The sequence below is a fragment of the Crocinitomix algicola genome (genome assembly GCF_001661595.2).
In the GTDB taxonomy this organism is placed as follows: Bacteria; Bacteroidota; Bacteroidia; order Flavobacteriales_D; family Crocinitomicaceae; genus Crocinitomix; species Crocinitomix algicola.
Genome location: NZ_LYPF02000016.1, coordinates 41,862 through 67,157 on the forward strand (window position 1 = coordinate 41,862; position 25,296 = coordinate 67,157).

Sequence of the window (25,296 nt, forward strand, 5' to 3'; positions counted from 1 at the left end):
GATTTTATTTCCATTCCTTATTTTTTCAAATAAACATAACCTTTGATTACACCGCCATCATTATCCTCGGCTAAATCCAATCCGCTATCATCTTTTAAATCTAGTACATAGAAATACGTGCCTTCTGGTAATTGGTTTCCAACAACGACCCCAAATTGACTTGTTCCGTCCCAATCGTTTGAATATCCGTTAGTTGTTTCATAAACTTTTTCTCCCCATCGATTAAAAATCACCAATGTTGCATTTGGATAAGCCTCTATTTTTTCAATTACGAAATAATCATTGATTCCATCTCCATCAGGAGAAAAGCCGGTTGGAATTTTTAAACCACATGGTCCCGGGTCTAAATAATCAGGGATGCCATCATCATCACAATCAACATAATTGTTACCTTCAAGGATCGCTTCTTCAATTGTTGGGAATTGATCATTATCATCGTTATCATCCTGAAAATCAGGAATACCGTCATTATCTGTGTCATCCGGACCAATACCATCTTCGTTTGGATCATTTTCAATTTCATCTGGAACCGAGTCATTATCCGAATCTAAATCAAGACGATCAGGTGTTCCATCATTATCCGTATCGGTTCTTCCTAATAAGCCATTCTCATCATCCCATCCATCACCATTCGCATCATGATCGAATTCATCTCCTATACCGTCATTATCCGAATCGATACCAGTTTGAAAATCGTCATCAATGCCATCATGATCCTCATCTAAACCACCTGTAAAGTATGCATCTGCATAATTGGGAATTCCATTTTCATCTTCATCAGCCCATGTATCAACCAATCCGTCATTATCACTGTCCAATCCACCTTCTTCAACACGATCAAATATTCCATCATCGTCTGAATCTAAATCGCGATAATTTACCAAACCATCGGAGTCTGTGTCAAGATTAGGGATTGCCGTTCCACCATTATCAACATCATAAAAATCATCTAAACCATTTGAATTAGAATCGTTTAACAATGAACCATCTTCAGCAAGATCATCAACTTTACCATCTCCATTATCATCAATACCTCCAGCCTCTACAATATCAGGAATACCATCATTATCCGAATCCAAATCCAACAAATCAATAACGCCATCGTTATCCGTGTCTGTAGGATTAGTCAACGGATTATTATCCCCATCTTCATTTAAATCTTCCACTAAATCAGGGATTCCATCATTATCATCATCCAAATCAAACTCATTAGAAATTCCATCCCCATCCGTATCAGCCTCTCTAAAATCAAGATCTCCAACTCCAGGTGTATCAGCATCTGCAAAAACTCCATCAGTTAACGGGTTAACCGTTCCATTTGCACCATTCGTAAAAGATGTTTCCACGGTCAACTCAATGATATCAAAAGCATTATCGAGTCCATCATTATCACTATCTTCACCAATAGCTTCAGTATCTGGTGTCCCATCCCCGTCTAAATCAAACCCTTCAATTTGATCCAATTCTCCATCATTATCACTGTCTAAATCTTGAAAATCTGGAATGCCGTCACCATCCGTATCGGTCGGTTGAATAGATAACCCTCCTGTATCATTATCATAAGCATCATCTATACCGTCGCCATCTGCATCTACATTCGCTGGTGCACTATATGCCTCACTTACTTGACCTTCGACATTATCTGGAATACCATCACCATCTGCATCAATATCTCGATAATCCTCTTCACCTTCTCCATCCGTATCCGCTATAGTCAAGGACGTTCCGCCATCTGCTCCACCCGGTACGGTGTCATCATCTGTGTCTACCAGATCGTTAAAACCATCATCATCAGCGTCAACAAAACCATCCAGTTGTCCGTCACCATCTAAGTCCATACCTCCCGCTTCAATTGCATCAACTATACCGTCATTATCAGCATCTAAATCTAAATAATCAGGGATTCCATCCAAATCAAAATCAGCCCCAGGAAGACTTAACCCTCCATTATCTGGATCAATTAAATCCGCCATTCCGTCTCCATCCATATCTGTAAACCCATCTATTCTTCCGTCACGATTTTCATCTAAACCACGTTGTTCGTACAAATCTGGAATACCATCATTATCCGAATCTAAATCAATTCTATTGGCATAACCATCGGCATCTGTATCAGGATCAATTAAAGACACTCCTCCATCACCATCTCCAGGAATCATATTGTTATCTGTATCCACTAAATCACCAAACCCATCACCATCTGAATCTGTTAAATCATCCAATTGACCGTTATTATCTGTATCGACGCCACCTGCCTCAACAATATCCGGTGTTCCGTCATTATCTGAATCTAAATCATGGATATTTAATACCCCATCGTTATCAGCGTCAAGGTTTGCCAAAGCGGTACCACCATTATCCGAATCGTAAATATCCGCCAAACCATCAGCATCGGTATCTTCAAACACATCTACAACACCATCACCATTTACATCAACACCTCCCGCTTCAACAATATCTGCAATGCCATCATTATCCGAGTCTAAATCTAAGCGATTCGGTACGCCATCTCCATCATTATCATCATCTCCTTCTTCTAGATCAGGTATTCCATCATTATCATCATCCAAATCAATATCATCTGTTATTCCATCACTATCCGAATCATATTCTCTAAAATCTAAATCTCCCTCTAAGGGATTATCAGCATCTGCGAAAACTCCGTCAGTTAAAGGGTCTACTGTTCCATTAGCTGCATTTGTTCCACTCGTTAAGTCAATTAAAAATACGGTGTCAAATGCATCATCTAGACCATCATTATCCGAATCTAAACCAGAAAGAGACGTTTCAGGTATTCCATCACCATCCATATCATGCCCCTCAATCAAATCCGATTCCCCATCATTATCAGCATCCGTGTCGATATAATCCGGGGTATCGGTACCATCGGTATTAACAGGTTGTATAGAAGTCCCTGAAGCATCAAGATCATAAGCGTCATCCAAACCATCTCCATCCGCGTCATTTGCAACGGGCGCTATATAATCTACCGAAGCCTGTCCCTCCACATTGTCAGGAATACCATCATTGTCAGAGTCTATATCAAGATAATCAGGACCACTTAATCCGTCAGTATTTGGAATTGGTAATGCTGTTCCTCCGTCCCCAGGTCCAGGAATGGTATTGTCATCTGTATCAACAAGATCGTTAAATCCATCATTATCTACATCAACAAATCCATCTAAATGACCATTGCCATCCGCATCAACTCCACCCGCTTCTATAGCATCAACAATACCATCATTATCCGAGTCGATATCCAAATAATCCAGTAAACCATCAATATCCGAATCTAAACCTAACAGAGCAGTACCTCCAGCATCTGGATCAATAGCATCGCCAAATCCATCTCCATCAGAATCTACAAATCCATCCAGAACACCATCGCCATTGATATCTACACCATTTTGTTCAGTTATATCCGCAATTCCGTCATTATCAGAATCAAGATCCACTCTATTTTGCAGACCATCGCTATCAGTATCAGGATTTTCATAAGGTGTACCGCCTTCGCTTGGGTCTACTAGGTCGGCTAATCCATCATTGTCTGCATCTACAAAAGTATCAACTATACCATCACCATCACCATCAATTCCGCCTGATTCTACAATGTCTGGCGTACCATCATTATCCGAATCCAAATCATCTATATCGAACAGACCATCACCATCAGAATCTGGAAAAGGTAATATAGTACCCCCTTCATCAGCATCCACAACATCAGCCAAACCATCGCTATCTGCGTCAGTAAATACATCAATAAGACCATCACCATCGGCATCCACACCACCAGCCTCAATCAAATCTGTCACACCATCATTGTCAGAATCAAGATCCAAATAATTCGGAAGACCGTCACCATCCAAATCACTATCGCCTTCCGTTAAGTCAGGTATACCGTCATTATCATCATCTTCGTCATCTTCGTCACAAACACCATCACCGTCCGAATCAACTTGTACAATTAGGTCAACTTCATCAAATGTAGAAGGACAAGATCCTCCAATAATTGTCCAACGAAATGTATTTGTACCTACTCCCAACCCAGTAACACCAGAAGTATTAAGCCAAGGAGTTGTTACTGAACCCGGTCCAGTAATTACGCTCCAAGACCCCGCTCCATAGATCGCTAAATTACCATCGAGGATAGCGATATCATTGTCACAGATAATCTGATCAAGTCCAGCATCAGCAACAGTAGGTATTGTGTCAACATCAATGGTTACTGCATCTGTACTTGCGGGACAATCAGGTCCGTTTGTGATAGCCCATTGAAATGTATTTATTCCATACCCCAAACTATTAACTTCCGAATCGAAGCTAGTTGGAGATACTATTACCGCATCACCTGATGTTAAGGTCCATTCACCCGTACCTATTAATGGTTCATTCCCTGCCAATGTAGCTGTTCCAGGTTCAATACAAACAGTCAAATCTATTCCAGCATCTGCAGTAGTAGGATATTCATAAAATGTATCAACAGTTATTTCTATCGTATCAGCACAACCTCCGTCCGCTGTGTTTATCCCGTAATATAATCCAGCAGCAGTCGCTTCAGTTACTGGACTAAAAACTGCATTATAATAATCATACCCTACAAAGGGGAAATCCGCAAATAAAACACCTTCACAATAACCTGCAACTGTTGTATCGCTTGGGAAAACACAGGAAGCATCATCAACTAACAAATCAGTTGAACCTGCTAACTCACATCCAAAACCATCTAGTAGTCCAGGTGTACTCTGTTCACTGAATACAGCTCCTGAGGCCTGACCAATTCCATTTATATAGGCATTATTTTCAATTAGATTATCACACGCCAATAATATACAATCTTCAATGACTGTAGCTTCAAAAGTAAACACCGTACTATCAAGACCAGTAGGGCTATTCAACACGATTCCTCCAAATGAATCATCAGCACCTGTTCCAATATTCACACGAACTACACGATTTACTGCGTCATAAAAGCCTTGGTCATCACCCATGGCATCGGTTTTAGCGCCTAAATTTGGTCCATGAATGATTTCAATTGATCCAGGAACAAATTCTAAATGCTCTGATAAAGTATCAACAATAAAAGTATTTTCAGAAGGATTTGAACCTATGTTTTTTCCGACTACAGTGTATTTAAGAACATCTCCAGGTTCGACTGTTCCACCATCGACATCCTCAACCCTAACTTCTGCGCGAATATCCGGTTCATGGACATCCATCGCTAAAGTAATCACCTGCACATGAACGGTTTCATTGTTCGTTGTTACTTTAACAGTTGCACTTGTTTCCGAATTCCCGATATAAGCAAAGCTCGAATTATCTGGACTAAATATATCTGCATCAATTGAGATATTATTATGAATTAACGGAAGTTGCGAGGTACTTGCTGCAGACTCCGTTGTTTGAGAAAAATTAAAAATATCATCTGCAGGATTCAATGCATTAAAAATGGGAACGAACCCGCTCCCCCCATCGAATAAAAGTGAATCGCCATTAAAACCTCGATCACCGTCATAACCATAAACACCAACATCAAAAGTAACTGGTCCACTTGGGGGTGTTTCAAAACCAGTAATTCCAACTTCCACTTCTGTTCCTGCATTATCAATATTTACTAAACCATCAAAAACGTTAAGGTTTCTCATTGGATAACTATCATTTTCATAAACAACGACAATATTCCAACCTCCCCATAGATTATAGGATATACCCAACCTACTATACACATTGGCAACTGTATAGCGCGATTTTACAGGATTGGACTTAACAATTTCAGTAATATCAGCAAAACAATAGTAAACTCTATTACCTAAACCTTCAGCTGCGCCCGCATCAATTAGCAGGTCTGCAGTAACATCAGAATAGCTGCCTCCATTAGCACCAATCTTGATTTGATTTCGATTTGGAAATGTAACATCAGCATCATCTGAACGCCCACCCCAATAGATTCCTGCAAAAAGAATATTGCTACAGTCCATTAAATTAAGGCTATCAGAACTTGAACTGAAAGTAGCGGCATCACCGTCAATATCAATATAATTTGCGCCATGGTCATTATTTTGGCTCCAAACGTCATATGTAGGAGGAAGTTGTCCAGCTAAATCAACACAATTTGCTCCACCACCACCAGAACCATTACATTCAATAATAGCATTAGAAACGAAGTCAATACTTCCTTTTGCCGATTTTTGATAACGTGTAACAAAAGGTACAATGGTCTGACTGTAAGCGTCACAGGCAATTAGCAAGACACCAAAATATATTGAAAATCGGAGTAGGTAATTTCTCATAGATTTTTGTATGGTTGTAGCATCCTAATAAAAAGCGAAATTATTGATAAAATCATAAGTGTCAAAATAATATCGTCATATCAACTTATTTAAACGATAAAGTGCGTAATTTAACCAATGTTCGGATTTATGTTAAATGAATTAACAAAACCTGAGTTAATCCCATCTAAAATACTAAAAACTACTTTAGTACAAAAGTTTAATAAAACATTCCTACAATAGCAGCCGTTAATAAACTCGCTATTGTTCCCCCCAACAATGCTTTCATACCAAGTTTAGACAACAAACCTTTTCGACTCGGCACCAATGCACCTATACCGCCAATTTGTATACCTATTGAGGCAAAGTTCGCAAATCCACAAAGCATATATGTACTTATTATTATCGCTTTTTCCGATAGCATTCCGCTTTCTTTCATTTCATTTAACCTCGGATATGCAATAAACTCATTAAGTACTGTCTTTTGGCCAAGTAGCTCACCGACGGACACAATCTCATTATAATCTACACCAATAAGCCATACAATCGGTGCTCCAATATATCCAAGAATAAATTGCAGCGATAATCCGCCGTAAGCAGTATTACGAGCGATAATTTCATTTAATCCGGTTACTCCACCTATTCCATCTAAAATACCATTACATAATGCCATTAATGCAACAAAAACGAGAAGCATTGCACCGACATTGACTGCAAGTTTTAAACCATCCGTTGTACCATTTGAAATAGCTTCAAGAATATTGGTCCCTATTTTTTGCTTATCAATTTCTAAATTTTCATTAATCTCTTCAGTTTCTGGCACGAGAATTTTCGCAGCAACAATAGCTGCAGGTGCAGATATTATTGAAGCCGTTAGAAGATGTTTCGCGAAAAAAACTTGTTGCACCGGGTCATCTCCACCTAAAAAATTAACATAAGCTGCTAAAACACCTCCCGCTATAGTCGCCATTCCTCCAGTCATCAAACACATGACTTCTGACTTTGTCATTCCCAACAAATACGGTTTAACGAGTAATGGTGATTCAGTTTGACCTAAAAAGACATTACCTGCTGCCGCGAGACTTTCAGCTCCCGAGAGTCTCATAAATTTCTTCATGATAAATGCAAACATGAAAACAACAACCTGTAAGACGCCCAAATAATATAACACACTCATGAGAGCAGAAAAGAAGATTATCGTGGGCAAAACAGTAATCGCAAAATTTGCCCAGCTCGATTGCAACTTTTGTCCAGCACCAAACTCTCCGAAAAGAAAATCAATTCCATCGTTAGTATAAGCAATTAATTGAACAAATTTACCACTGACCCAATGAAATGCACCCTCAACAAAGGGAACTTTTAGTACGAGGATAGCTATAATAATTTGAAGAGCCATTCCCTTTGCAATAAGTTTCCAATCTATTTTCTTTTTTTGATTCGAGAAAAGAAAAGTAATGAAGAGCAAGCCCATTATTCCAAAACCACCACGCAGAATGGACCAAAAAGATACTGATAATGTTTCTTGTTTTATTTTAATATAATGATGGTCTTTCTGATCAAATTTAAATTTTAATTCACTGTTGGATAACACATCAATTCGAACTTTATATTGACTTGGAACGGCTTTTAAACTTTTGGGCTTAACGTGTGTTTTTAATATGTTCTTTTGAAAATAGTCTGCCGATACTTTTCCGTCTGGACCTTGGGTTACCATAATTGAGTCAACAAAATATGTCTCTTGCTCAACAAACGAAAGAATTAGTTCATTGTTATCCTTTTCCCAGGTACCTTTTATGGGTTTATCTCTCCAATTTTCAGCAATAAACTTTGACCCAGACTCTTTACTAAAAAAGTACACCTTTTTAACTGATGCAGAATCTTTAGTTTCGCTATTAATTTCCGACCAAGACCCAAGAATAGGGTCATGACTTTTATCGCTTCCACAAGAAATTAGCATCAGCATAAAAAGCCATGGAAACAATATCAGTTTAAAATTTTTCAGAAGGATTAATTTCGTTTATTCAACTCATCTCTAATTTCAGATGCTCTCTCATAGTCTTCACGGCCAATTGCATCTTCAAGCAAAGCTTCTAGTTCTTTTGTTGAAGCAGATGCAAGGCTATTTTCTTCTTTGTCGGCTGAGGAATCATCAATTTCAGCAGTACCAGACTCGCCTTCAATTTCATCTTCTAATTGTATACCTGCTGAACTTAAAATATGCTCAAAGGAATATACGGGACAATTCGCACGAATACCAATTGCAATGGCATCACTAGTTCGCGCATCTATTTCAATAATCTCACCTTCCTTATCACAGACCAACTTGGCGTAAAAAACACCTTCAACTAAATTGTAAATTAGAACCTCTTTAATTGTGACATTAAAAGCTTCAACGAAGGACTTAAATAAATCATGTGTCAATGGTCGAGAAGGTTTCATTTTTTCCAATTCTATGGCAATTGACTGCGCTTCAAATCCACCAATAATAATCGGTAACCTTCTAGCGCCGTTTTTTTCAGCCAATACAAGCGCGTAGGCACCTGATTGAGTTTGACTGTAGGAAAGACCGATAATTTTTAATTCAATTTTTTCCATAAAACGAAAAGGAGTTGCTGCTCGCAACTCCCTTTTATTATAAGATGATTAATTCTGAGCTTTCAATTTTTCTATTTCAGCTGTCAATTTAGGTAATACTTCAAATGCATCCCCAACAATTCCATAATCCGCTGCTTTGAAAAATGGTGCTTCCGGATCAGTATTAATAACAACAATTACCTTACTTCCATTAACACCTGCTAGATGTTGGATTGCTCCTGATATACCAGCAGCAATATAAAGATTTGGTCTAATAGCTACTCCTGTTTGACCAACATGTTCATGATGCGGTCTCCATCCAATATCAGCCACAGGACGCGAACAAGCAGTAGCTGCACCAAGTGATTTCGCTAAATCTTCTACAATCCCCCAATTTTCCGGTCCCTTTAATCCACGACCAGCAGAAACTACTAATTCTGCTTCCGGTAACAAGACGTCACCTTCTTGTTTTTTAACCTCTTTAACCGTCATTGAAGGTGCACCCAAATCGGCATCAAAATTTTCAACTGTAGCCTCACCAGACCCTATTTCAACTCCAACAGAATTAGGAGTTAAAGCAATAACCTTTTTGCTAGTTTTAACTTTTACCTTTCCAAAAGCTTTACCTGAAAACACGTTCACTTTTACCGAACCATCTTCAGCAGGTAATTCAATTGCCCCTGAAACTAATCCTGCTTTCATACTAGCCGAAACTCTTGGCGCAATTGCGCGGCCACTCAAATCTTGAGAAAAAACAATTGTTTCTGCACCTATTTCATTGGCAGCTGCATTTACCAGCTTACTCACTTGAGTCGCATCGTGGTTTGTTAAACCAGTGTGTACAAGTACCTTCTTTGCACCAACTGAACCTAAGCTTTTTAATTCTTCATGATCAATACTACCATTTGTTACAACAGTAGTTTCTCCTATTTTACTTCCATATTGAACAGCCTCCATTGCATTTTTTGCAATTTTACCGTTTAATGTATCTATATATACTAATACTGACATTCTAATTCCTTTTTAAATTACTTTAGCTTCGTTGTGCAATAAATTCACCAATTCGGCAACATTATCTGCATCCACATATTTGCATTCAGATTTAGCCGGTGGTAATTCATAAGCCTCAAAGTCAACCAACTCTTCACATTCCACAGCTGGCACCACTTCTAACGGTTTTGTTCTTGCCGCCATAATTCCTCGCATATTCGGTATACGCTGTTCTGCCATTCCTTTTGCAGCACTTAAAACAAATGGTGTATTAACTTCAACAATCTCCACTCCACCAACAGTCTCTTTTTCTATTGTCGCCGTAGTACCCGACATTTCCATTTTTGTAGCAAGACTTACAAAAGGTTGTCCTAACAATTCTGCTACCATACCCCCAACTTGAGAACCATTGTAATTAATGGTTTCTTTTCCAGTAAGTACCATATCAAAACCATTTGCTTTGGCATACTCTGCGATTTGGAACGCAGTGAAATAAGCATCATTTGCTTCAGCATCGATTCGAACTGCATTATCCGCACCAATAGCCAAAGCTTTTCTAATTATTGAATCGTCAGCAGCTGTACCAACTGTAATCGTCGTTACCGACCCTCCATTCTGTTCTTTCAACTCTAATGCTCGAACTAAAGCATACCATTCATCGTAAGGGTTTACGATATACTGAACACCAGTTTCATTGAACTTTGTATTATTTTCTGTAAAGTCAATTTTACTGGTCGTATCAGGCGATTTACTGATACAAACTAAAAACTTCATATTATCTTTTTATTTTATTAATTTTTAAAGTATGCCAAATTTACCAAAATTTTAACAAACTCGATATTAAGCGAATTAATTTAAAACACACTGTCAACTATTCTTAATTCAATTTTATTTAAATACGCGATGTTAATGTTTCATCTAAAGGACTAACACCACTTCTATAACGGTATTCTAACTTCCCTTTTTCATTAATCAAAAACTTTTCAAAGTTCCATTTAATTGCTCCATTAAACGCTTCATTTTCTTGATTGCACAACCACTTAAATAGGGGAGAAATTCCTTCACCAGCTACATCTTGTTTTTCTGCCATTAAAAACGTAACACCATAATTCACCTGACAGAATCGCTCAATACTTTCATTTGTTCCTGGTTCTTGCCCTCCAAAATTATTTGCTGGAACACCAATTATCACCAATTCATTCTTGTACTTTTCATGTAACTCTTGCAATTCAGAATACTGCGGTGTATATCCACACTCCGATGCTGTATTTACAAGAAGAATTTTCTTTCCTTCGAACGATTTCAAATCAACTATTTCACCCTCAATGGACTGAATTTTAAAGTCATAAATATTATCCTGCGTAAATCCCATAACCGACATTAAGATTGTTATTATTAAACTTATTTTTCTCATATTTTTTCTATTTTGTTGACGAGTTTTAATGATTAACTCATCAAAGCATAAAATGTTCTAGAAAGTTAAGTATTCCAAAAAGATTAATTTCCATGAAATCATATTTTTTATTAAACCCCAAAATCACGTACTTAAATCATGGCTCATTTGGAGCTTGTCCAAAACCAATATTTGAATCGTATCAAAACTGGCAACAACAACTTGAAATGGATCCGGTTCATTTTATTGTAAACAAAGGTCAAGAAGCGATGAATAAATCTAAAAAGGTACTAGCAGATTTTATAAAATGTGATCCAATTGACTTAGTATTTACTCCCAACCCCTCTTATGCACTTAATACAGTTATCCGGAGCTTAAACTTAAACCCAGGAGATGAAATTTTAACGACAGATCAAGAATATGGTGCCATGGATAGAACATGGAATTATTACGCCAAGAAAACAGGAGCTGTGTATAAAAAGCAAAAAATAAACCTTCCTGTCGATTCGAAAGATAGATTTTTAGATGCTTTTTTTCAAGGCCTGACAAAAAACACCAAAATTGTATTTTTATCTCACATCACCAGTTCGACCGGACTTATATTTCCAATTGAAGAAATTTGTAAAAAGTCAAATGAACTAGGAATACTGAGTATTATTGATGGCGCACACGTTCCTGGACATATTCCTTTAAACATCGAAGCGCTTGATCCAACTATATACACTGGTGCTTGTCATAAATGGATGCTTGCGCCAAAAGGGACTTCATTTCTATTTGTCAAAAAAGATTTTCAAAAATCAATTGATCCTCTGGTCATTTCGTGGGGCTATAACTCAGACAATCCAACTGCCTCGCAATTCCAGGACTACCATCAAATGCAGGGTACAACAGATTTCTCTTCCTACTTAACTATTCCAGACTGTATTGAATTTTTCAATCAAAACAATTGGAAAGAAGAAACAAAACAAAGTCGAAACACCCTATTAAATTTAGCGCCAATTGTGGCCAAAGAATTAGAGAGTAATTTACTCACCACAAATTTCGATGACTTTTTAGGTCAGATGTGTAGTATTCCTATAAAAACAACACAACCAATTAAATTAAAAGAATATCTCTATCATAAGGAAAACATTGAAATACCGATAATGGAGCATTCCGACAAAGTGTATTTACGTCTTTCTTTCCAACCTTATAATACTGCGAACGATATAGAAAAATTGGTTGATGCCATTCGAAAAATCAAGACATCAACCACCCTATTATAGCTTTAATTATTCTCAGTCCAGATTGCAGAAATATGGGCCATTGTTGTAATGGCTTTTTGCATATCCTGAACACTCACGTATTCATGCTTAGAATGGATTCCCATTTCTCCCGTGAACAAATTTGGACAAGGCATACCCATAAAAGAAAGTCTTGAACCATCGGTCCCCCCTCTTATAATTACTGGACGAGGTTTTACATTTGCTCGTTCCATAGCCTCAATAGCGTAATCCGTAACAAATGGAACATCCTTAATTACTTCCTTCATATTTCTATATTGTTCAGTAACTTTAAATTCTGCAACAACTCCTTCATAATTTGCTACGACACCATTTAATATTTCTTCCAAACGATCCTCATACTCTTTAAGTTTATCCGTGATATGATCGCGAATTATGAATTTTACCGTCGTGCTTTCCATAATTCCTGTAACAGAAGTTGGGTGTACAAAGCCTTCTCTTCCCGAAGTTGTTTCAGGAGACCATGAATTTTTTGGCAGCTGTTCGATAAACTCAGCAGCAACTTTTAAGGAATTAATCATTTTATTTTTTGCATAACCGGGATGAGCGCTTACACCATGAATTTTTATTTCTACTGCATCTGCAGAAAAGCTTTCATCTTCAATTGAACCTAGGACACCACCATCAAGTGTATAACCGTAATCAGCACCCAATTTATTCATATCCACATGATCGACACCTCGACCCACTTCTTCGTCAGGAGTGAACAAAATTCGAATTTTACCATGCTTAAATCCTGGATTCCCCATCATAAACCTAGCAAAATCCATTATACAAGCTACACCAGCTTTATCATCCGCTCCAAGAAGTGTTAATCCACTCGCTGTTATAATATCATCTCCGATTTTTTCTTTTAAATAAGGGTGACGTTCAATTGTAATCACTTGAGAAGCATCATCTGGAAGCACAATTGGATCACCTGTATATTTTTTATGAAGAATTGGTTTTACATTTTTACCACTGCAGTCCGGAGCTGTATCCATATGTGCACAAAAACAAATCACAGGAACGTCATCACAGCCATCAGAAGCAGGTATAGTTGCATAGACATACCCCCATTCATCCATCTCAGCATCATTCACTCCCAATTCTAACAATTCTTTTACAAGCAAATTTGCTAAATCTTTTTGCTTCATTGTAGAAGGAAAGCTTGTTGAATTTGGATCCGCTTCAGTATCAATCTTCACATATTCCATAAAACGTTTTGCAACCGTAAAATCGTATTTTTCTATATTCATAACAATTCAATTTTGCCACTAATTTAAGGTATTTTCCATCCGAAAAAACGGAAATTTTTAAACCCTTAAAAATCAACAACTAAACGATTACGAAACAAAACTTAACAACCGAATAAGTACGTTTATCGAAAATTTAAGTCATTATACCGCTAAAAATAAGGATATAGACCACTGCGGTGAATAAATTAATTATATTTACAATCTTCAATTGACAATGTATTTATGAGCGTGGTGCGACAAGTTAAAATCATGAGTCTTTTTTGGTGTTCAATAGGGTTTTCACAGCCCATGAACGATGACTGCTCAAATGCTATTCAACTTTGTCCAGACGAAACAATCAATGGTAATACTGCAGGAGCAACGACAGTGCCATCTGATAACGATATTTGTTATACTCCTGAAAACACAATTTGGTATAAATTCACAACCAATGATGTAGGTGGAGGCGTTACCGTCTCATTTGATAATTTAATATTTAATCCAGATCCAACTTTCGGACAATCACTTCAAGCAAATTTTTTCGAGGCATCCGGACCATGTCTTGGACCGTATACCCCGATGTCGGATTGTGGTGATTCTGGCATAGATTTCAGTATATCAGAGCTAATTGTCTTAGCTCCAAACACCACCTACTATATCCAGGTAAGTGGAACAAGTGATGGTGCAATCAATCCTTCTGAATGTGAGTTTGACATTAGTATTTCAGGAACTGGCGTAGAAAAAACAGCACCAAATGCCTCAATTAATGTCGCTAACGCTACAATTTGTCAAGGTCAAGAAGAGCCGTTAAATCTGAACATTTTAAATTGTGATGAACCGACGAATTATGAATGGATCTACAACGGAACGACAGTATTTTCGGAAAATGAAAACACATTTTCAACCGCTGAATTGGATGAAAACGGAACTTTAGAGCTTGTTATTACTTGTGGATTAGTTTGTCCACTAACAGACACTTCAAATTCCTTAGACCTAATTATCACACCAGTATCTGCGGAAGCCGGTGAAGATCAAGTTATCGATCAAGGTGAACAAGTAAGTTTGGATGGGTCAGGTATAGGATCTCCAACTTGGACACCAGGAACGACATTAACCACAACAACGACTTTATCTCCAATCGCTAACCCAACTAATACTACCACATATTTTCTAACCATGGAAAATGAAGGTTGTTTTGCGACGGATAGTGTGACAATCTATGTTGGAGATATTATCACTATTTATTCTGCATTTACTCCAAACGGTGATAATATCAATGATAAATGGCACATTGTGAACAGTGAGCGCTTCCCAAATATGGAAGTCTACATTTACGACCGCTCCGGACAACTTGTTTTTAATGCTGTTAACTACACTTCCGAAGATCAATGGTGGGATGGAACTTTTAAAGGCAAAGACTTACCTACTTCGGTCTATTACTATGTCATCCGACTAAATGATACGGAAAAAACGGAGTATAAAGGATATGTAAATTTATTAAGATAAAGTGAAAAATATTTTAATTGCCATATCCAGTTTTACCCTTACTGCTCTTAGTATTGCACAACAAAACGAGCATTTAACGCAATATCAATTTAATCAGTTCAACTTTAACCCTGCAGTTGCTGGCACTAAAAAGTGTATTGATATACGATCAGGTTATAGATTTCAATGGTTGGGTATTGATGGTGCTCCGGAAACTGGGTTCATAAACGCACATGGCCCTTTGGTTTTTAATAAACGAAAACGCAATTTATTCGGCCCAAAAAATGGAATTGGTTTAGCAATAAACCGAGATCGCTTCGGATCATTTTCATTTCTACAAGCTCACTTGTCATACGCGCTACACCTCCCATTAAACAAAGACTGGACACTTTCGTTTGGAACCTCATTAGGTGTTAAACAAGCAGCGTTTCGAGCAAGTGAATTGACAACAGAATTCGATGACCCAGTTCTTCCAAATACGGTTCAATCCTTCACTATTTTCCCCGACCTTCGATTTGGGACATGGTTAGCGCATAAAAAACACTATTTTGGTTTTTCAATATTTAATCTATTAGGAAACCAACTCGATCAAATCTCAACAGATTCAAGATTCGAAAGACATTTCTATTTAACAGCGGGAAAACAATTTAAACTGGAAAAAAGCTGGACTTTTGTTCCTTCCTTCTTTGTACTTAAAACTAAAAACACACCGCTTGATTTTCACCTCAGCGCTCTTTTTAACTTAGACAATAAATTTTCAATTGGTGCAGGGATAAGACGCACCGACGCAATTACCGCTCAAATCAGATTTAAATTATTTAATTTTTTGTCAATAGGATATTCCTTTGACTATGTAATATCAAAACTAAACCGAGACATGTGGCAAACTCATGAAATTACTGCTGGTTTTAATTCTTGTTCTAACTACGGGAATTCGAGCACAACCTCATGCGCTACATTTGAATAAAAAAACAACCTTTTGTGCCTTAATCACGTTTAACCTAGGGTGCGATATTTAAGGCATACAATTTCAATTAATTACCAATCGTGGTCAATTGAAATTGAAAAATAACCGACTATGACAAACGCGAAGCCCAAGAAACGCTTAATACTCGTTTTATTTTTACTGATAATAGGTCAGTTATCTGCTTTTGCAGGAGATTATTATTGGATTAATGGTGCTGGAAATTGGAATGATTCAGGCCATTGGTCAAACACATCTGGCGGTAGTCCTGTAGGTTCTATCCCCGGTGAAATCGACCGTGTTTTTATTGATGAAAACTCTGGATTATCAGAATTTTCAATCATCGAAATCAGTGCGAATATTATCGTTGGAAACCTTACAATTAATACACCTCAATTCGCTTCAATACATGGAGGAAGTGTCGACGTTACTATTAAAGGAAGTCTCGTTATAGACTCACCCTTCGGTATTATCTTGGGCGGAGAATTGATTTTTGACAATACAACTAGTGGAACAAACTATATTGAAACTTTTAATAATGAGTTTTATACAGATTTAGTTTTTAAAAGTGGTACTTGGGAATTAAAAAATCATTTAAAAACAAGTGAACAACACGTAATAAAATTCAATTCAGGTAAAATCTATTCTAAAGGATTCTCCGTTCATGCAAAAGATATTTTAGCAAATAATTCTCCTGTTGAATTAGATTTCACAGGTTCTCATGTCTTAACTTATGAAAAATTCGACATTCCAGAGGCGATTAATATCGGTGGAACCGCTACCTACATGGTTTTATCTGCTTATACAAGTCTTGGTGATATTGAGCATTTTACAAGAGATGGTGATGACGAACGAGACGCAATTGTTTCCTGTGTTGGATCAAGTTTAGAATTAGAATTGTTAATTACTTCAGATTATAACGGTGAAGATATTTCTTGTTTTGATTCCTGCGATGGTGAAATAACAGTCAACGCTACCGGAACACCTGGACCTTTTTCATATCGATACGGACCAGCACCAAACCCATTCGGACCATCAAATGTCTTTTCCGATTTATGTGTTGGATCGCATTCAGTAACAGTGCAGGATTCATCCAACCAAGTCGCACCTGGGGTATATTTCAGATGCACAATAAGTGATGATTTAACAGAACCTCCTGTATTATCTTTCGATCCTCCAGCAACAATCCACGCCTCTTGCCCCGGAGTTTGTGATGGTCAAGCATTTACATTCCCAACTGGTGGAACAGCACCATTATCTATTTTCTGGCCAACCAGTGGTGAAACCGGACCTAATCCAACAGCACTATGTATTGGAGACAACACAGTTGAAATTACAGACGCTAACGGCTGTATGATTACAGATGTAGTTGAAATTATGGCTCCACCTGAACTCATTACGAGTCCAACAATTACACCACCAACTTGTAACGGTGATTGCGATGCCATTATTGAATTAAACCCAACTGGTGGAAACGGTGGTCCTTATACCATTGTATGGTCGCCTGATCCTGCTAGTGGTCCAGGTACAAACCCTGGTGACGGATTTTGTGCAGGCGCAATTAATGTTGAAATTACCGATATTGATGGCTGTGCATATGACACTATCATTAATGTGATTGACCCTCCTGTTTTAACGGTTTCAATATCAGATATTACTGACGTCAGTTGCTTTGGCTCATGTGATGGTCAAGCTACTGCAAATCCCGTTGGTGGATTCGCTCCCTATTCATACGAATGGTTTGACGATGCTACTGGTTTAACTACAGGTATTACAGATCCAACAGCGACCGGATTATGCCCAGGCGATTATTATGTTGTTATTACAGATGACTTAGGTTGTATCATTAATAGCTCGACTTTTACCATAGGTGAACCTGACCCTATTATTCTTGACCCTAGCGTTTATGAAACTTCATGTTTTGGAGTTTGTGATGGTTCTGCCGCTGTTGACGTCACGGGTGGAACACCAGATTATACCTACAGCTGGACCACTGTCCCTGGAGGAGTAGGTATTGGGGCAACAGATTCTATTAGCGGATTGTGTCCAGGAGAATACCAAATTGTAATTACCGATGATAACGGCTGTGTGTCTTCCCCATCTATTGTTGAAGTGACGGAACCAACAGAAATAATTATAGATATAGCGAGTACAAACCCTTCATGTTATGATTTATGCGATGGTAGTGCTATAGTAACAGCTAGTGGAGGTACACCGGGGTATTCCTATACATGGTCCCCAACTCCAGGCGCAGGTGACGGCACTCCAACTCCATCCGATATGTGTGCAGATACTTACACAGTTACTGTAACCGATGATAACGGATGCGATAATGTCGCTTCATTTACACTTACTTTACCCGATGAGTATGACATTTCAAGTACCGTTACAGATTTAGCATGTTTTGGAGATACAGATGGTGCAATTGACATTATTGTTAATAGTGGTGGAAGTGGTGCAGGATACACTTACACTTGGTCACCAACGCCTCCAATTGGTGATGGATCTCCGAACGTAGGTGGTTTAACTGAAGGAACATGGAGTGTAACAATTTCCGATTCCGAATTCTGTGACACTACTCTAACTTTCACTATTACAAGTCCTTCTGAATTAATAGTAGACGGAAGCGTTATATCTCACGCGAGTTGTAACGGAGAATGTAATGGTTCTGCTGAAATTGAAATTACTGGCGGAACACCAACTTACTCAATTCTATGGGATGATCCTTTAGCGCAAACTTCGCTAGTGGCAAGTGATTTATGTGCTGATACTTACACTGTAACGGTAACTGATGACAATGGATGTGTGGAGACGGAAACAATAACAATTAATGAACCCGCACCGTTCGATTTATCGACGAGCCAAACTGACTTAAACTGTTTTGGCGATTGTGATGCAACCGCAACAGTCACTGTATTGGGTGGGGGCACTCCAGATTATTCAATTCTTTGGGATGATCCTTTAGCCCAGACCTCTTTTACTGCTATCGGACTTTGTGCTGGGACCTATAACGCAACAATAACCGATGATAACGGATGCGACACTATAGTCGAAATTATAATAATAGAACCTGATGAACTAATTGTAAATGCCGATGGCGTAGATGCTTCTTGTTTTGGCGATTGCACAGGAGCAGCTTCGGTTGAAGTTATTGGTGGAACACCACCCTATTCATATGAATGGTATAATGCGGCAACAGATTTACCTTTAGGTGTAGATAACGACTCTATATTTGGATTATGTCCAGGGGATTACTACGCTATCGTAACAGATGACAACGGTTGTATTACGCAATCTATCGATATCACAATTACTGAAGATCCCGAGATAAATATTGATATAATTTCAACGACCGATGCAGTTTGCGCGATGTGTGATGGAACCGCTGAAATTAGTGTTTCAGGAGGAGCTGGCGGATTCATAATAGACTGGACTCCTGACCCACTTACTGGAGACGGAACAACAAGTGTAACGGGGTTATGCGCTGGCACATACACTGTTAATATAATTGACGCCAATGGTTGTGAAGAATCAAGTGTAATAAGTATAGATGATATAGTGCTAGAAGTGCTCGATTTAGATTCCGTAAACGTAACATGCCATGGTGGGTGCGATGGTGAAGCTAGTGCTACCTGGGCTGATCTTGACGGCCCATATACACTTGAATGGTTCGACAACGCTACAGGATTAACAACAGGTATTTTTGGAACTCCAGCGACAGGGCTTTGTGCTGGAGAATACTTAGCAGTGTTAACAAATGCTTCGGGATGTACTACATCTGAGGTAATTACAATAATCGAACCTGATGAAATTCTTGGACCAATTACGACAACTGACGCTAGCTGTAATGGTGCCTGCGATGGTTCAGCAAGTATAACCGTAACTGGAGGAGTTGGACCTTACACCTATGATTGGGGTATTCCGTTCCCTGGAAGTGGGGAAGGAACACCGAATGCAAGTGGTTTATGTCCCGGACCATGGCAAGTTGATGTTACAGATGATTGGGGATGTACAGTGACATTCACAACGATTGTTGATGAACCGGATCCTGTAGTGTTAATAAGCGAAACATCTACTGACGTAACATGTGTAGGTGATGATGATGGAACTGCAACTGTGATTGCCGACGGAGGTACCCCTCCATATACATATGAATGGTTTGACTGTGCAACAGGTCTGCCAATTGGTCAAACAGGTCCACTAGCTACAGGTCTTCCGCCAGGATCTTATGAATGCGTAATTACCGATGACAACGGTTGTAATGTTACAAGCACTTGCATTCCCGTTGCTGACGCTAGTGATATAACTGCTATCATAAATATTGAAAACATTTCTTGTTATGGAGATTGCGATGGCTTAATTTGGGCGGAACCATCTGGTGGATCTGGCACCTATTTTTACCAATGGTTAGACGAATTTGGTGACCCTATTCTCGGACAAACAGATGATAGCCTAGAAAATGTTTGTCAAGGATTTTACAATTTAGAAATTACAGATTTAAACGGTTGTTCATCGTTATTTGGCCCAATTGATATGACTGCTCCATCATCTCCATGGGATGTAATGATCAGTCAAACAGATATTACATGCGCAGGAGATTGTGACGGTACAGCAACTGTAGTCGTACTGGACGGCAATAACCCTCCATATACTTATTTATGGGACGATCCACTTTCTCAAACTACACCAACGGCAAACTTTTTATGTGAAGGCACTTGGTCTGTAACCATTTCCGATGCCGGCGTTTGTGATACAACTATCAGTTTTAATATTGTTGATAACGACCCACTATTTGCTAACATGACTGACATTACTCATGTGGATTGTTTTGGAGAATGTACCGGAGAAATTACCGTTAATCCAATTGGTGGAATGCCACCGTACACACTTAACTGGTCAGACGGTCAAACAGGAGATCACGCTATTGATTTATGCTCAGGACCTATTACCCTGTCAATAACAGACGCTTTAGGGTGTAATATAGATACTACTTTCACCATCAACGAAGCTACAGAAATTACAACTTTATCCAGCTTTTCTAATAATACCACATGTGGTGAATGTAATGGAAGTGCTACTGTAAATGTAAGTGGAGGAACACCTGGCTACGATTATGATTGGACACCTGACCCTCTTGCTGGAGAAGGCACCAATAATGCTACAGGATTATGTCCTGGAGTTGTATCTGTCACCATTACTGATGCAAACGGATGTGAACTTGTTGAAACTTTTGGTATTACAGACGTTCCTGGAGAAGATGTCACTGTTGTGTCTACCGACGAGTCTTGTTTTGGAGCCTGTGATGGTACCGCCGAAGCCATATATGTTTGTAGTGACCCTACTTGTACCCAAGAATGGTATGATGCATTAACTGGTCTTTCAACCGGAATTACCTCTAGTTCAATTACTGGATTATGCGAAGGTGAATATTTTGTCGAAGTAATAAATGGTTCAGGATGTACTACAGTTGAATCTGTAATCATTAATTCTAAACCAGAAATTTTCGCAAATGAAATCATCACACCAATCACCTGTAACGGAAGCGGTGATGGGACAATTACAGTAAGCGCATCTGGAGGATCAGGTGGTGGATACACCTATGGTTGGTCTCCAGTTCCACCAAATGGAGATGGTACGAATGAAGCACTTGACCTTGGTCCTGGAATATGGGAATTAACCATTACTGATGGAGACGGTTGTAGTGAAACTTTCGAATTTGAATTAATCGAACCTGCACCAATAATAATTGATGTAGACCCAAATAACACATCCTGTCATGGAGAATGTGATGGATCAATATTAGCAAACGCTAGTGGTGGTGCTGGTGGGTTTACCTTTCAATGGTTCAATGGCGGCGCTATTATGCCAGGAGAAACATCTCCTTTATTAGCAGGAATTTGTCCGGGTAACTATAACGTTATCGTCACTGACGCTAATGGTTGTACAAGCACTTTACCTGACGATGTAACAATTAGTGAGCCAATTGAAATAAATGCTACATTAACAAAAACTGATGTCTCGTGTTTTGGAGAATGTGATGGAACGATTACAACCTCAATTACAGGTGGTGTAGCTCCATATAGTATAAATTGGTACGATGCGATTACTGGAACATTAATCGGGCCTTCAGGACCAACAGCAACGGGCTTATGCCCAGGATCGTATTACGCCGTAATTACAGACAATAACGGTTGTAACATGACAACCGCTACAATTGAAATATTAGAACCAACCGAATTATCATTCACAATTTCTTCTACAGACGCAACATGTGAAGGATTTTGTGATGGAACAGCAGATATCGTTGTTTCTGGAGGAACACCGCCTTATTCTTATGAATGGTTAACTATATTTGGTGATCCAATTGTAGGTGGTACAGCCCCAAGTGTAATAGATTTATGCGAAGGGAACTACACTGTTGAAGTGACCGATGCGAATGGATGTACTTCAGGACCACACCCTGTTGTCATCGACAGTTATGATGAAATAAACGCTACTGTATTTACAAATGAAGCCACTTGTAATGTAGCAGATGGTAGCGCAAGTGTTTTTGCTTCTGGTGGAAATCCTCCTTTTACTTACCAGTGGTTTGACGATGCTATGTCACCAATTGCCGGAGAAACAGACCTTCATTTGATAGATGTGTTCGCTGGAGTATATTTTGTTACAGTTACAGACGACAATGGTTGTCAAGAAACTTTCACAGCAACTATCAGTGATTCAGATGGACCAGAAATCGTGTTTGATGCTGTTACAAACCCAACTTGTTTTGAAGCGTGCAACGGTAGCATTGAAATCACCGCTACAGGTGTAAACCCTCCTTTTGTTTATAGTTGGAATCCTGATGGAATAATTGCTGAAGACCCAACGGGCCTATGTGCTGGTGAATATACTCTGGAAGTTACTGACGATGTAGGGTGTAAGAGTTTTGCTGATACTACTTTATTCAATCCTTCTGAGATAATTGTTACTGCCGACATAACTTCTACGGAATGTGGTCTTTGTAATGGGTCAATAACGATAAACCCAACAGGCGGAACAGGAGTATTGAACGTACTATGGAATACGGGATCTACGGATTTAACAATCTCCGATTTATGCTCAGGCGTTTATGAAGTACTCGTTACTGATGAAAACGGATGTACAAAATCTGAAACATTTACAATTAACAATAGCGAAGGACTTACTGCGGATCCAATAGTAACAGCCATAACTTGTAGTGACGCATGTGATGGCACAATTTCGGTGAACGCGAGCGGAGGAACACCTCCATATACTTATGAATGGCTCCATGACGGTTCAACATCTGATTTTATAGATAATTTATGTGAAGGTGTTTATTTTGTTGAGATAACTGATGCAACTGGTTGTACAAACACCGTTGAGATTGAACTCAACAGCCCTAATCCTATTTCAGCTGAAGCATCCGTAGTTAATCCAAATTGTGGAGCAACTGATGGATCCATAACTGTTATTTCTGAAGGAGGGACACTACCTCATACCTATAGTTGGAACACTGGGGACCCAGATGCCAATCTTGAAGGAGTTGGCGCAGGAATCTATATTCTCACAATTACCGATGACAACGGCTGTACCTCCGAGTTCACCTATGGCTTAAGTAATCTTACAGCACCATTTGCTGAATTAATTACGACCGATGAGACATGCTATGGTGCTTGTGATGGAACAATTGACACACTATCTATAGTAGGCGGTACACCAACTTTCAATTACGAATGGTTCAATGAAGATGGAACTACAACAGGAATTACAACCCCGCTCATCGAAAATTTATGTTCAGGTGATTATTTATTAGAAATTTCAGATGCAGCTGGATGCGTTTCATATAGCACTAGTACAATCACTTCTCCAGATTCGATTTTAATCAATCCATTATTTGCTAATCACCCACTTTGTGCGGATGCATGCGATGGTTTACTAATCGTTAATCCTATCGGAGGTACATTCCCATACACAATATCATGGGATGATCCATTAAATCAAACCGACTTTGAGGCAACTGATCTATGTGCCGGTGTTTATACAGTTACAGTAGAAGATGCTAATGGATGTATTGCTACTAAAACTGAAACACTAATAGAGCCTTCGCCAATAACAATCGTTGTTGATAGTATACTTCCCGCAACTTGTCAAGATGCGAATGACGGTAATATCTATATAACTATAAGTGGTGGAACAGGAGCATATGATGTTCAATGGGTTTCTGAAACACTCACTGATACACTTTATGATGAAGATCCAAGTGATTTAATGCCTATGGATTATTATCTTGAAATTACAGACGAAAACGGATGTACCTATTTCGACACCCTAACCGTTGATACGCTTATATCAATTGTTGCGGACGCCGGATTAGATACTATCATTTGTTATCAAGCAGATTTAATTCTTGTTGGTACATCTAATATAGCTGATGACCCTACTTACTCTTGGTATAATCTATTGGGTACCGAACTATCAGATTCAAGTACACTTGTCATAGAGAACAATGCTCCTGGAACAGAGTATTATGTGCTAACAGTTGAATATGAAGGGTGTATAGGATTTGATACCGTAGCCGTAGTTACAGCAGATCAGATAATTGTTGATGCAGGGGAAGACATAGAGATGTATTCTAATCAAGAAAAAGAAATCGGTGGAGACCCAACAGCTGGAAGTGAATACACAATTGAATGGACTCCAATTGATATCTATTTAAATGATCCTCTTCTTACAAATCCTATGGTCATTGAACCGGATAGTTCACTGTGGTATTACGTAGTTGCTACTGACACTAATGGATGTTCTAATCTAGATTCAGTATTCGTTGAAGTATTGCCGGATATCGTTATACCTGATGGCATTACACCAGGCTCGGATGGTAAGAATGATACGTGGATTTTAGAGTTTTTGGAACAATATCCTGGCGTTCCCGTTAAAATAAATGTTTATAACCGATGGGGAGATCTGCTTTTTGAAAGTGACGAAAACTACCAAGATGATTGGGCAGGTACAACAATTGAAGGAAAAAGATTACCAGCGGGTACATATTACTATGTAATTGAAGTTGATCACGAAGATTTTCCAGATCCAATGACTGGTCCTTTAACTATAATGTGGTAAA

11 protein-coding genes are annotated in these 25,296 nt (G+C 38.7%); 4 read left to right on the forward strand and 7 right to left on the reverse strand.

Annotation, left to right across the window (positions count from 1 at the left end):
* Nucleotides 1-17: 17 nt before the first annotated feature.
* The 6 genes from A8143_RS10135 to A8143_RS10160 all read right to left on the reverse strand — a co-directional run bounded on the left by A8143_RS10135 (nucleotide 18) and on the right by A8143_RS10160 (nucleotide 11,244).
* The gene (locus A8143_RS10135; RefSeq protein ID WP_066758684.1) at nucleotides 18-6,287 is read right to left on the reverse strand and encodes a T9SS type B sorting domain-containing protein; all 6,270 of its coding nucleotides are present in this window, start codon (nucleotides 6,285-6,287) and stop codon (nucleotides 18-20) included.
* Nucleotides 6,288-6,486: 199 nt separating this feature from the next.
* A complete protein-coding gene (locus tag A8143_RS10140) occupies nucleotides 6,487-8,229 on the reverse strand; it encodes a NupC/NupG family nucleoside CNT transporter (RefSeq protein WP_245676497.1) in 1,743 nt (580 codons plus the stop codon).
* Between the two features lie 44 nt (nucleotides 8,230-8,273).
* Nucleotides 8,274-8,861, reverse strand: coding sequence for a bifunctional nuclease family protein (locus tag A8143_RS10145; RefSeq protein WP_066758685.1), 588 nt, complete (start codon nucleotides 8,859-8,861; stop codon nucleotides 8,274-8,276).
* Between the two features lie 48 nt (nucleotides 8,862-8,909).
* Nucleotides 8,910-9,851, reverse strand: coding sequence for an electron transfer flavoprotein subunit alpha/FixB family protein (locus A8143_RS10150; RefSeq protein WP_066758687.1), 942 nt, complete (start codon nucleotides 9,849-9,851; stop codon nucleotides 8,910-8,912).
* A gap of 12 nt (nucleotides 9,852-9,863) precedes the next feature.
* Entirely contained in the window at nucleotides 9,864-10,604 is a 741-nt protein-coding gene (locus A8143_RS10155; RefSeq protein WP_066758689.1) for an electron transfer flavoprotein subunit beta/FixA family protein, read from the reverse strand.
* A gap of 118 nt (nucleotides 10,605-10,722) precedes the next feature.
* Nucleotides 10,723-11,244, reverse strand: coding sequence for a glutathione peroxidase (locus tag A8143_RS10160; protein WP_066758691.1), 522 nt, complete (start codon nucleotides 11,242-11,244; stop codon nucleotides 10,723-10,725).
* A gap of 92 nt (nucleotides 11,245-11,336) precedes the next feature.
* Between A8143_RS10160 and A8143_RS10165 the strand changes: the two genes are divergently transcribed.
* Entirely contained in the window at nucleotides 11,337-12,488 is a 1,152-nt protein-coding gene (locus A8143_RS10165; protein WP_066758698.1) for an aminotransferase class V-fold PLP-dependent enzyme, read from the forward strand.
* 2 nt (nucleotides 12,489-12,490) lie between these two features.
* On the opposite strand, the gene pepT is transcribed toward A8143_RS10165, so the two are convergent.
* Nucleotides 12,491-13,744 carry a peptidase T gene (gene pepT / locus A8143_RS10170; protein ID WP_066758700.1) on the reverse strand — a complete coding sequence of 418 codons (1,254 nt, stop codon included), beginning with the start codon at nucleotides 13,742-13,744 and terminating at the stop codon, nucleotides 12,491-12,493.
* Between the two features lie 249 nt (nucleotides 13,745-13,993).
* On the opposite strand from pepT, the gene A8143_RS10175 reads away from it, so the two are divergent.
* The 3 genes from A8143_RS10175 to A8143_RS16775 all read left to right on the forward strand — a co-directional run bounded on the left by A8143_RS10175 (nucleotide 13,994) and on the right by A8143_RS16775 (nucleotide 25,295).
* Nucleotides 13,994-15,229 (forward strand): gliding motility-associated C-terminal domain-containing protein, encoded by a 1,236-nt coding sequence (locus A8143_RS10175; protein ID WP_175437528.1) that lies wholly within the window; start codon nucleotides 13,994-13,996, stop codon nucleotides 15,227-15,229.
* A 1-nt stretch (nucleotide 15,230) separates the two neighbouring features.
* Nucleotides 15,231-16,175 (forward strand): PorP/SprF family type IX secretion system membrane protein, encoded by a 945-nt coding sequence (locus tag A8143_RS10180; protein WP_066758703.1) that lies wholly within the window; start codon nucleotides 15,231-15,233, stop codon nucleotides 16,173-16,175.
* Between the two features lie 111 nt (nucleotides 16,176-16,286).
* Nucleotides 16,287-25,295, forward strand: a complete 9,009-nt coding sequence (locus A8143_RS16775) for a T9SS type B sorting domain-containing protein (RefSeq protein WP_066758704.1) — start codon at nucleotides 16,287-16,289, stop codon at nucleotides 25,293-25,295.
* Nucleotide 25,296: the final 1 nt, after the last annotated feature.